The organism is Mesorhizobium sp. YIM 152430, from assembly GCF_029210365.1.
GTDB lineage: Bacteria > Pseudomonadota > Alphaproteobacteria > Rhizobiales > Rhizobiaceae > Aliihoeflea.
This window is the reverse complement of sequence record NZ_JARGES010000056.1, coordinates 215238-226631: the sequence shown is the minus strand read 5'-3', so window position 1 is coordinate 226631 and position 11394 is coordinate 215238. Positions and strand designations below refer to the sequence as shown.

The 11394-nt window shown below is 64.8% G+C and carries 11 protein-coding genes; 6 read left to right on the top strand and 5 right to left on the bottom strand.

Going from position 1 to position 11394, the window contains the following annotated elements:
- Positions 1-62: 62 nt before the first annotated feature.
- From PZ895_RS18740 to uxuA, 4 genes are all read right to left on the bottom strand, one after another.
- On the bottom strand, positions 63-929 hold the full coding sequence (locus tag PZ895_RS18740; protein ID WP_275840502.1) for an AraC family transcriptional regulator: 867 nt from the start codon (positions 927-929) through the stop codon (positions 63-65).
- A gap of 235 nt (positions 930-1164) precedes the next feature.
- Positions 1165-2070 (bottom strand): sugar kinase, encoded by a 906-nt coding sequence (locus PZ895_RS18735; protein ID WP_275840501.1) that lies wholly within the window; start codon positions 2068-2070, stop codon positions 1165-1167.
- Positions 2071-2084: 14 nt separating this feature from the next.
- Entirely contained in the window at positions 2085-3560 is a 1476-nt protein-coding gene (locus PZ895_RS18730; protein WP_275840500.1) for a mannitol dehydrogenase family protein, read from the bottom strand.
- Complete coding sequence (uxuA, locus tag PZ895_RS18725; protein WP_275840499.1) at positions 3557-4774, bottom strand: mannonate dehydratase; 1218 nt, start codon at positions 4772-4774, stop codon at positions 3557-3559. The genes PZ895_RS18730 and uxuA overlap by 4 nt, the downstream gene beginning before the upstream one ends.
- 118 nt (positions 4775-4892) lie before the next feature.
- Between uxuA and PZ895_RS18720 the strand changes: the two genes are divergently transcribed.
- From PZ895_RS18720 to PZ895_RS18700, 5 genes are all read left to right on the top strand, one after another.
- A complete protein-coding gene (locus PZ895_RS18720) occupies positions 4893-5591 on the top strand; it encodes a GntR family transcriptional regulator (protein ID WP_275840498.1) in 699 nt (232 codons plus the stop codon).
- A gap of 41 nt (positions 5592-5632) precedes the next feature.
- Positions 5633-6610: a TRAP transporter substrate-binding protein gene (locus PZ895_RS18715; RefSeq protein WP_275840497.1), complete on the top strand. Its 978-nt coding sequence runs from the start codon at positions 5633-5635 to the stop codon at positions 6608-6610.
- A 68-nt stretch (positions 6611-6678) separates the two neighbouring features.
- Positions 6679-7185: a TRAP transporter small permease subunit gene (locus PZ895_RS18710; RefSeq protein ID WP_275840496.1), complete on the top strand. Its 507-nt coding sequence runs from the start codon at positions 6679-6681 to the stop codon at positions 7183-7185.
- 1 nt (position 7186) lies between these two features.
- Positions 7187-8467 (top strand): TRAP transporter large permease, encoded by a 1281-nt coding sequence (locus PZ895_RS18705; protein ID WP_275840495.1) that lies wholly within the window; start codon positions 7187-7189, stop codon positions 8465-8467.
- A gap of 16 nt (positions 8468-8483) precedes the next feature.
- Positions 8484-9542 (top strand): L-idonate 5-dehydrogenase, encoded by a 1059-nt coding sequence (locus tag PZ895_RS18700; RefSeq protein WP_275840494.1) that lies wholly within the window; start codon positions 8484-8486, stop codon positions 9540-9542.
- Positions 9543-9545: 3 nt separating this feature from the next.
- Here PZ895_RS18700 and PZ895_RS18695 read toward each other — a convergent pair whose 3' ends face one another.
- The gene (locus PZ895_RS18695; RefSeq protein WP_275840493.1) at positions 9546-10457 is read right to left on the bottom strand and encodes a LysR family transcriptional regulator; all 912 of its coding nucleotides are present in this window, start codon (positions 10455-10457) and stop codon (positions 9546-9548) included.
- Between the two features lie 155 nt (positions 10458-10612).
- On the opposite strand from PZ895_RS18695, the gene PZ895_RS18690 reads away from it, so the two are divergent.
- Positions 10613-11392: a 5-oxoprolinase subunit PxpA gene (locus PZ895_RS18690; protein ID WP_275840492.1), complete on the top strand. Its 780-nt coding sequence runs from the start codon at positions 10613-10615 to the stop codon at positions 11390-11392.
- The last annotated feature ends 2 nt before the right edge of the window (positions 11393-11394 follow it).

Here is an 11394-nt window from a genome sequence, read left to right as displayed (position 1 = left end):
GCACCATTCATGGAAGGAAACAGTTGTTGAGCCTAACCGGCGATACCGACGTGTCTCATGCCTTACCGAGAAGTCTCATAATGCGTCCCAGCGAGACGCGTCACGGAGCGGAACACGCTCGGCGACGATCCGGCGTGATCGTGGAAGAAACGCGAGAAATGCGCCGGGACCGAAAAGCCAAGCCGCTCGCCGATGTCGGCGAAGGTCTCTTCTCCGTCCGAGACGGCGCTCACGGCGCGTTCGAGCCGTTGAACGTTAAGATAGACACGGGGGCTGACGCGCATGACGCTTTCGAACTGTCGGAAGAAATGCGCCCGCGACATGCCCACATCGGCCGCCAACGTGTCCATGTCGGGGATCGTGCCGGGGCTCTCCTTCATCAGCATGACCGCCTTGCGGATGCGAAAATCGGACGGGTCGCGCGCAGCCATCGCGCTGATCGACTGAGGCACGTTGCGCCAGGCGGTAAACCGCTCGATGACAGTGATCATCAGCCGGCCGAGTATGTCCTCATGCAGCGCGGCAGCGTTCGGCGCATGGACCATCGCCTCGGCCAGTTCGCGGGATAGCCGCCTGATATCCGGGGTGATCGAGCCAACCGCCGCCTCGAAAAAATCCGGCGCATGGCTGGCGCCCCAGTTCTTGCGGAAATGTTTCAGCCATTGGGGTTCGATGTAGAGCGCCAGGATCACCGTTTTCGGCCGTGCCAGATCATGGTCGTAGGCGTGCGGTTCCCAGGCGTTGATCAACACGGCAGTTTCATGGGTCAGGGGAACGGTGCGATCCCGCACGAAAAACTGCGTGTCCGCCCCTTCGACCTTCAACAGCACATGGCAGTGTGGGTGTGCGTGGCGTACCAAAGGTCTGTCCATGTCGAGGAGTGCTACTCGGCCGAAACGGCCCCTGGCGATGCGCAGTGCATTGGACATGATGAAAGTCGCGACCGATTGATTGGGACTTAGACTGCTGCGATCGCTTGAAGCTGTCAAATGTGGCATGGATACATGCGAAGATCAGGGTACGACATCAAGGTCGGATAAGGTATAACCCAATCATCGGGGACATCCCGATCCTCCTGGCTGCGCTCCATATCATGGCACGCCGCTTTTCCGACATGACAGCAAATGGGCCTCACCGCACGCAAAGAGTGCGCTCCCGGACATGTTACAGCGCATCGCGCGGGGCGAGCGCTCCGTGGTGGCCGAGGCAGGTTGCCGCGATACGGTGCGCGGCCGTCAATGCTTCCCGATGATCGCGGCCTTCGAGCCGTGCAGCCAGATAGCCCGCATTGAAGCTGTCGCCCGCTCCCGTCGCATCCACGACCGCCGCAACGGGACGCGCGGGAACCTCGACCGCGCCGCCGGGCCATTTGGCCACAGCCGGTTCCTGCCCGTTCTTGACGACGATCTCCGTTGCGCCCAGGCCGCCATAGCGATCCGCCGTCGCGGCGGGATCGGCGTCGCCGAACAAGGATTTTTCGTCGCCGAAGGTCGGCAGGACGATGTCGCAGACGCGCGCTGCGGTCGTCAGCGCGTCGCGCATTTCGGCGGCGTCCGACCACAGCCGGGGCCGGATGTTCGGGTCGAAGACGATGGTCGCGCCCCTGGCGCGGGCGGCTTTCAGGGCAGCCAGGAGCGTGACGCGATGCGCAGGGCTCAAAATCGCCAGCGTGATGCCTGAAAAATAGATCATGCCGGCCGTCGAAAGCGCCGCGTCGAGCGTGGCTCGATCCTCGGCCAGGAGCCTCGCCGCTGCCATGTCGCGCCAATAGGTGAAACGCCGGTCGCCATCTTGCTGGTGAATGAAGTAGAGGCCGGGCCGCCGGTCCTCCACCGTTCCGATATGGCGCGTGTCGATGCCGCTTTTCTCGATGAAGGCCCGCATGGCGTTGGAATAGCGGTCGGCGCCGAGCCTGGTGAGATAGCCGACCGTCCATGAGGGGCCGAGAAGCGCGCGCGCATACCAGGCGGTGTTCAGCGTATCGCCGGCAAAGCCCATGCGCCATTGCCCATCGGTGCCGGCCGACATCTCGATCATCGCTTCGCCGATCGCAAGGAAGCTCTTTTGCATGGTTGGGCTCCCCATCATGTGCGCGCTTGCGCGGCGGCTTCGATGGCGCCGGTCATTCCACGGTCGAGCATCGTCGAGAGATGCGTAATGACCGATGTCCGCAGCGCGGAATCGGCACGGATCACGGCCGGGAAAACGCCCGGTATCGCCGTCAGATTCGCGAAGAGCCGTTCAGGCGCGCGCCGGGCATCCTTCGCGGCTTGCGCGATCAGCGTCTCCTTCGGGTCGCGCAACGCATAGGCGGCGCCGGTTTCGTCGATCCCCATGCAGTAGCGCATCCACGCGGCGATGGCGAAGGCGAAAGCATCTGCGTCGCCGTTTTCCAGGGTTTCAACCAGCGGCGATGCGATGCGCTGCGGCAGCTTTTCGGTGCCGTCCATGGCGATCTGGTAGGTCAGGTGGCGAATGGCCGGATTGGAAAAACGGGCCAGAAGTTCGTCGCGATAGGCGCGAAGATCGATGCCTGGAACGGGCGGCAGGGTGGCGGCCGCGGCCTCCATCTGGCGCCCGACGATGCGCGTGAGCCCCCTGTCCTGCATCGCATCGGCAACGGTTTCATGACCGGCCAGGAAACCGGCATAGGCGATCAGCGAATGTGCGCCGTTCAGCATCCGCAACTTCATCTTCTCGTAAGGGGAGACCGACGCGACGAAGAGTGCGCCGGCCTTTTCCCATGCCGGCCGTCCGGCGGCGAAGTCATCCTCGATGATCCATTGCGAGAACGGCTCGGTCTCGACGGCCGCGTCGTCGCGCAGGCCGGACATGCGGTCGGCGTCGGCAAGGGTGCGGTCGGTCGGGGCCGGGGTGATCCTGTCGACCATGGAGGAGGGGAAACGGATATTGGCATCGATCCAGGCGGGGAGCGCCGGGTCGACGCGCCGTGCGAACGCGTCGACGAGGCGCGACAGCATGTGGCCGTTCTCCGGCAGGTTGTCGCAACACAGGATCGTCAGCGGGCCGGCATTCGTCGCGCGGCGGCGCGCGAGACCGGCGACGAGAAAGCCGATCACGCCACGTGGCGCATCGGGCGCGTCGAGATCATGGGCGATGGCTTCGTGCGTCAGATCCAGTCCACCCGTCGACCGGTCGATGCCGTAGGCTTTTTCCGTGACCGTGACGGTCACGATCCGGGTCGCCGGATCGGCGATGGCCGCGATCACCGCGTCCGGTGCGTCGGGGGCGACCAGCACATGCGCGATGCTGCCGATCAGGCGGGCATGGTCGCCATCCGCGCCGCGCGTTAAGAGCAGGAAGCGGCCGTCCTGCGGATTGAGCCCCGTTGCCGCCTCCCGGCTGCGCAGGCTGACGCCCAGGATGCGCCAGTCGCCGCCGTCAAGGCCGAGCGCGGTATCGGTATAGATGGCCTGGTGTGCCTTGTGGAACGCACGGATGCCGATATGGACGATCCCGCAGCCATGGTCTTCGGGCACATAGGCAGGAAGTGCCACATCGGCGGCAAGTCGTGCGGATGCGTCGAGCCGCGCGCTCATGGCTGCAACCGGACGAGCGGGTGGGTCAGCGCGGTCATGATCCCGCGCAGTTCGGCAAGGCCCTTCAGGCGCCCGATCGTGGGATAGCCCGGCTGCCCCTTTCGGGTCAGGTCGTCGATGATGTCCTGCCCGTGGTCGGGACGCATCGGGATCTGATGGTCGGCGCGGCCTTCGGTTTTGCGGCGCGCTTCTTCCTTCACGATCTCGGCGATCAGCGCGACCATGTCCGTATTGCCGCCCAGATGCTCAGCCTCGTGGAAGGAGGCCGGCGTGCCCGGTGTCTCGATCGTGACATTGCGCAGATGCAGGAAATGCACGCGCGAAGCGAATTCGCGCATGATCGCCGGCAGGTCGTTGTCGGCGCGTGCGCCGAGCGAGCCGGAACACAAGGTCATGCCGCTGGCGGGCGAATCGACGGCTTCCAGAACGTGCCGGTAGTCGTCGGCGGTGGACATGATGCGCGGCAGGCCGAGAAGCGGGAAGGGCGGGTCGTCCGGGTGGCAGCACAGCCGCATCCCCAGCTTCTCCGCGACCGGCGTGACCTCTTCGAGGAACGCGACGAAATTGCCCCGCAGGCGATCGGCGTCAATGGCGTCATATTCGCCGATATGGTGCAGCACGTCGTGCGTCGACATGCTTTCGGTCGACCCCGGCAGGCCCGCCGTCACATTGGAGGCGAGTTCCGCCTTGCGCGCCTCGCTCATTGCCGCAAAACGCGCGTCGGCAGCTTCCGCGACCTCGCGGCCGAAGCTTTCGGCGGCGCCCTTGCGCCCCAGAATGTGGATGTCGAAGGCTGCGAAGTCGATCAGGTCGAATCGCATACAGGTGCCGCCATGATCGACCCGGTAGACGAGGTCCGTGCGGGTCCAGTCGAGCACCGGCATGAAGTTGTAGCAGATCGTGTGAAGTCCGCGCACGGCGAGGTTTTCAAGGCTCTGCTTGTAGTTGGCGACATGGCCGCGCCAGTCGCCCTTCTGCTTCTTGATGTCTTCGGAGACGGGTAGGCTCTCGACGACCTCCCAGGCAAGGCCGGACGGCGAGCCATCCTTCCTCCGGCCGATTTCATCCTGGCGCCTTTCGATTTCATCCGAGGTCCAGACGGCGCCGGTCGGGACGTGATGAAGCGCGCTGACCACAGCCTCGACGCCCGCCTGTCGCATGTCGTCGATCGAGGTGAGGTCCCGAGGCCCGAACCACCGCCATGTCTGTCTCATCGTCTGTCCTCGCTTCCGGCCGAATTTCGCGGCAATCGCGCCTGATTGCCAGATCATTAACACAAGAGTTGACTAGTATGGAAGTATGGAGGATACTTTTGACAGGGAGGATTTGAATGTGACCGACGCATTGCCGCAACGCGCATCCGATATCGACGGAGGGGCCGCCATCGCGCCGCAGCTCTACCGGCGCCTGCGCGAGCGCATCGTGCGCACCGAGCTCCTGCCGGGCGAATTCATTTCCGAAACCGAGATCGCGCGCGCCTACGACGTTTCGCGCCAGCCGGTGCGCGAGGCCTTCATCAAGCTTGCCGAAGCGGGGCTGGTTCAGATCCGTCCGCAGCGCGGGACGATGGTCACGCGCATCTCGGCCGAGGCCGTGATGGACGCCCGCTTCGTGCGGGAGGCGATCGAGGCGGACGTCGTCAAGCTCGTCGCCGAACGTTGCGACGCTGCGATCGAAGCAGAACTGAAGCGCCAGATCGCGGCCCAGAAAAACGTCGACGAAGACGATTCCGACGCCTTCGTGAAGCACGACGAGCATTTCCACCGGACCCTCGCCGACATGGCCGGCAAATCCTATGCCTGGCGGGTCGTGGAGGAGGTCAAGGCGCAGATGGATCGCGTGCGCTATCTCAGCGTCGAAAAGCTGCATGTCCGACTTCTGATCGGGCAGCACGAGGCGATCGTCGAGGCCGTCATCGCCCGCGACGTCGCCGCAGCGGACGCGGCCATGCGCACGCATCTGCGCGAAATCCTGAAATCGCTGCCCGAAGTGGCGCGGGCACGGCCCGACCTCTTCGGCGCCGTTCGATGACCGACAGACTGAAACCGGAAAATCCAAAAGGGAGGATCGACATGACCTTGAAGACGACCATGAAATCGCTTGCAGCGGGCCTGGCGCTCGCCGCACTCGCCACATCCGGCGCGCTGGCTCAGGAACTGACCCTCAAGCTCGGCCACCTCGCCAACGAGCAGAACTCCTGGCACAAGGCTTCGGTCAAGTTCGGCGAGGAGTTGTCGGCGCTGACCGATGGCCGCATCGCCGTCGAGGTGTTCCCGAACGATTCGCTCGGCCGCGAGATGGATCTGATCAACGGAATGCAGCTCGGCACCGTCGAGATGACCATCACCGGCGAGAGCCTCCAGAACTGGGCGCCGATGGCCGCGCTTCTGGCCGTTCCCTACGCCTACACCTCGCTGGAGCAAATGGACGAGGTCGCCAGCGGCGAGATCGGCGACCAGATCGAGGCGCAGGTCATCGAGCGCGCGCAGGTGCGCCCCATTGCCTATTTCGCACGCGGTCCGCGCAATCTGACCTCGAACCGCGCGATCACATCGCCGTCCGAACTGAACGGCTTCCGGATGCGCGTGCCCAACGTGCCGCTTTTCGTCGACACCTGGTCGGCCCTCGGCGCGGCGCCGACGCCGATGGCCTTCTCCGAAGTCTTCACCTCGCTCCAGAACGGCACGATCGAAGGTCAGGAAAATCCGCTGGCGCTGATCCAGTCGGCTTCGTTCAATGAAGTCCAGAGCCATGTCAACCTGACCGAGCATGTCCGCTCATGGATCTATCTGACGATTTCCGAACAGGTCTGGAGCCAGCTTTCGGAAGAAGATCAGGGCCATGTCATGACGGCAGCGGCCGCCGCTCAGGAATTCGAGCGTGAGCAGTTCCTCGCCGACGAGCAGGCGATCCGCGACGATCTCGAGGCCAAGGGCATGAATTTCGTCGAGGCGGACACGGCCGCCTTCGCCGCGGCGGCGCAGGACGCGGTGATCAACTCGGTCGACGAGAGCATCCGGCCGATCGTCGAGGATCTCTTCGCCCGCTAGGACGGTCGCAACGAGGCGCGGGCTGCAAGGCCCGCGCCATTTCCAATTCGAATCGAGGCGATCGCCCCATGAGAGCCGTCAGCACCATCATCGTCGGTCTGAGCCTGGCCTGCCGCATCGCGCTCGGGACGGTCTTCGCCATCCTCATCGCGACCGTCGCGATCCAGGTCTTCACACGCACCTTTTCGGCCAGTTCGCCGATCTGGACGGAGGAACTGTCGCGCTTCGCGCTTCTCTACATGGCAGCCTTCGGCGTCGGCCTGTCCTATCGCAGCGGCGACCTCGTGAACGTGGACATTCTCCAGGAGGCGGTCTCGGAGCGCAAAGCCTGGTGGATGCGCTTCGTTTCGGCCATCGCGACGGCCGGTCTCGCCTTGCTCATGATCGCGCCTGCCTGGCGATTCACGACGATCGGCGCCATGCAGACGTCGCCGAGCCTGCGCTGGTCCATGGACCTGGTTCACGCCAGCGTTCTCGTTCTTGCGATCACCCTGTTCGCCTTCGCGCTTTTGCGCGTCATCGGCATGGTTGCCGGCATCGACGACGGGCGCACCCAGTTTGCCGAGGAGGGCTAGCGTGGATCTCTTCTGGCTTTTCGGGACCTTTCTCATCACTCTGGCGCTCGGCGTGCCGGTGGCCGTATGCCTGGGACTGTCGTCGCTGGCCTATATCGTCGCCGCCGGCCTGCCGCTCGTGGTCATTCCGCAGCGCATGTATGCCGGCATAGACGTCTTCGTGCTGCTGTGCATTCCCGGCTTCATCCTTGCCGGAAACCTGATGAATGGCGGCGGCATCACCGAGCGCATCATCCGCTTCGCCAATGCCATGGTGGGCTGGATGCGCGGCGGGCTCGGCATGACCAACGTCGCCGGCTCGATGCTCTTCGGCGGCATTTCGGGAACGGCCGTTGCCGATGCGGCCTCGCTCGGCTCGGTTCTCATTCCCGGCATGAAGAAATCCGGCTACCCGGCCGACTTTTCCGCCGCGATCACCGCCGCCTCCTCGACGGTCGGTCCGATGATCCCGCCCAGCGTGCCGATGATCATCGTCGGCGCCCTGTCGGGCATCTCGGTCGGCCAGATGTTCCTCGCGGGCGCCGTTCCGGGCATCCTGCTCGGTGTCGGCATGATGGTCACCTGCTACATCATCTCCGTGCGCCGCAACTTCCCGCGCCAGGAATGGAAGGGGCTGCGCGAACTCGGACTTTCCTTCTTCGGCGCGTTCTGGGCGCTCGCCATGACGGCTCTGATCGTCGGCGGCCTGATGACGGGCATCGCGACCCCGACCGAGACGGCCATCGTGGCCGCGATCTACGCCTTCGTCGTTGGCGCGTTCGTCTACCGGGAACTGCCGATCAGGCGCGTTCCGAAGATCCTGATCGACAGCGCCGTTTCGTCGGCCGGCATTCTCGCGCTCGTCGGCTTTGCCAATGTCTTCGGCTCGATCCTGTCGGCCGAGCGCATTCCGCAGATGATCGTCACCGCCGTCCTGTCGGTCACCGACAACAAATATCTGATCATCATCCTGATCAATCTCCTGCTGCTCTTCGTGGGCATGTTCATGGAGACGATCGCGGCGCTGATCATTCTGTTCGTGCCGCTCTTGACGCTGGCGACGGCGGTCGGCATCGACCCGCTGCATTTCGCCACCTTCGCGGTGCTGAACCTGATGCTCGGGCTGACCACGCCGCCGGTCGGCGTGTGCCTGTTCGTCTGTGCCAACATCGCGCGCCTGCCGCTGCTGCCTGTGGTCAAGGCGATCATGCCCTTCCTTCTCGCCAACATCATCGTCCTCCTGCTCGTCGCATTCATTCCGCCTTTGGCGACCTGGCTGCCGACGACGCTGATGGCGCGCTGATTTCAGGATCGCACCGATGAAGACACGCATCTGCCGCCTTCATGCCAAGGGCGATCTTCGTATCGAGGAAATCGAGGTCGGCGAGCCCGGCCCCGGCGAAGTTCTGATCGCCATGGGCGCGGGCGGCATCTGCGGGTCGGACCTGCACTACTATCTGGATGGCGGCTTCGGCCCGATCCGGGTCCGCGAGCCGATCATCCTTGGCCATGAGGTGGCCGGGACGGTGTCTTCGCTCGGACCGGATGTGCAAGGTCTTGCGGTGGGCGACCGGGTCGCGATCAATCCCAGCCGGCCCTGCCAGCAATGCCGCTATTGCCGCGAAGGCTTGCAGCAGCATTGCCTGACCATGCGCTTTTTCGGCTCGGCCCTGCGCTCTCCGCACGAGCAGGGCGGCTTCCGCGACCTGATGGTGGTCGATGCCTTCCAGTGCGTGAGGATCGGCAATCCCGAAATCTCGCTGGGGGAGGCGGCCTGCGCCGAACCGCTCGCGGTCTGCCTCCATGCGCTGAACCGTGCCGGCGCAGCGGCGGGAAACCTTGCCGGCAAGTCGGCGCTCGTCACCGGTGCGGGGCCGATCGGCGCCCTTGTCGTCGCGGCGCTGCGCCAGGCGGGTGCGGGGCCGATCGTCGTCACCGATCTGCAAGACGGAGCGCTTGAAACCGCAAGCCGCATGGGCGCGGACGAGACGATCAATGTCGGGACCGATAGCGACCCTCTCGATGCCTATGGCGCGGGCAAGGGCACGTTCGACATCGTGTTCGAGTGTTCCGCTGCCGGGCCGGCCATCCGCGCTGCCATCGCCGCCATCCGCCCGCAGGGAACGCTGGTCGAAGTCGGTGTCGCCGGTGATGTCGCCGTGCCGCTCAATCTTCTGGTCGGAAAGGAAATCGCCTTCGTCGGCACCCATCGCTTCGTCGGCGAATATGCCGAGGCCGTTCGGCTGATCGATACCCGCCGCATCGACGTGCGGCCGATCATTTCCGCCACGCTCGATCTCGAAGAGGCGGCGGCGGCCTTCGAGATGGCCGCAGACCGTACGCGGTTCACGAAGGTCCAGCTTTCGTTCGCCACCTGACGCCTACCGCGCCGGCGTGATCGGCCGGTTGAACGCCTGCTGGAAATAGGTGCGCAGCGCGCGCATGGGCTCGGAGAATGTCGCGTCGCGATGCCAGGCAAGGCCGACATTCATCGGCGGCATCGGGTCGGCGAGCACCATGGTTTCCAGCCTGTCGCCCTCCAGCGACCAGGGCCGGTAGACCATGTCGGACAGGATCGCGACACCTTCGCCGCCCGCCACCATGGAACGCACCGCCTCGACCGATGAGGTTCGCAGCGTCACGCGCGGGCGGTAGAGCGACTGGCTCCAGTATTTCATCGCCGTCTGCGCCGCCTCGTCGACGGTCAGCATGATGTAGGGCTCCTCCGCTACCTCCTTCAGCCCGACATGCGCCCGCGACAGGAAGCGGTGGCGCGAGGACAGCCACAGCCGGCGCGGCGAACTCATCATCGTCTCGGTCGCGATCGACGGGTTGGTGATGTTCGACGTCAGCGCCAGGGCGATGTCGTAGCGCCGGTCGGTCAGTCCCTCCTCGATCGCCTCGCGGTTCAGTTCGAAGAGATGGATGTCGAGCCCCGGATAGGAGCGCTTGAGCCGCTGGATGTGGTGCGGCAGGAAATAGCCCATCACCGTATAGGTCGCGGCGACCGTCAGCTTCCCTTCCACTGCGTTCGAGGGCAGGTTGAGGTTGCTGGCGTCCTGCACTTTCCGCAGGATTTCATAGGCATGAAACAGGAATTCCCGCCCCGCCGCCGTCAGGTCCATGCCGAGCGGCGTGCGGTTGAAGAGGTCGAGCCCGACATGGCGCTCGAGATCGCGGATCGCGGTCGTCACCGCCGATTGGGAAATCGACAGCGCGATGGCCGCCTGCGAAATCTGGCCGAGCTCGGCGGTGGCGACGAAATAGCGGATCTGGCGAAGACTGAACGACATGCTGCATCCGTTCGTGAGCGGGAGGTATCTGAATAATTGAAGATGACGCTTCGGAAAATAGAAATTCCCAACCTCGGCATCAGGCGTTAGCGTTTCGGCGTGGAACAGTCGCGGCAGGACCCGGAACGGGGCGCTGCGATCCAGGGAGAGCCGGAATGGCGCTGTCGGCGGTCGACATCAATTGCGACATGGGCGAGGGCTACGGGACCTGGCAGCTCGGCGACACGTCCGACGACGTCCTGATGGGCCTCATCAGCTCTGCCAACATCGCCGCCGGCTTCCATGCGGGCGACCCCAATCTCATCGACCGCACCGTGCGGCTCGCCGCCGAGCACGGCGTCGGCGTCGGCGCGCATCCGGGCTATCGCGACCTTCAGGGCTTCGGCCGCCGGCGCATCGACGGCAGCGCGGCCGAACTCGTCAACGACATCATCTACCAGGTCGGCGCGCTTAAGGAATTCGCCAAGCGCCACGGCGTCCGGCTCCAGCACGTCAAGCCGCATGGCGCGCTCTACATGGAACTTGCCGGCAACGACGAACTCTCGGACGCCTTCATCGCCTATATGCGCAAGGTCGAGCCCGACACGCCGATCTTCTGCATGGGCATGTCGCGCACCTATGAGCTTGCCCGCCAAGCGGGGCATCCCGTCGCGCGCGAATTCTTCGCCGACCGCGACTATGGCGATGACGGCGCGATCGTCTTCACTCGCCGCGTCGGCCGGCTCGATCCCGAGGCGATCGCGGCGAAGGTGGTGAAGGCGTGCCGGACCGGCAAGGTGACGACCGTCACCGGCAACGAGGTCGACATCGCCTTCGAGACTGTCTGCTTCCATTCCGACACGCCCGGTTCCGCCGACATCGCCCGCACGCTGCGTTCGCGGCTCACCGAGGCCGGCATCAAGATCGTGCCGCTTTCCCAACTCCTCAACCGATAGCA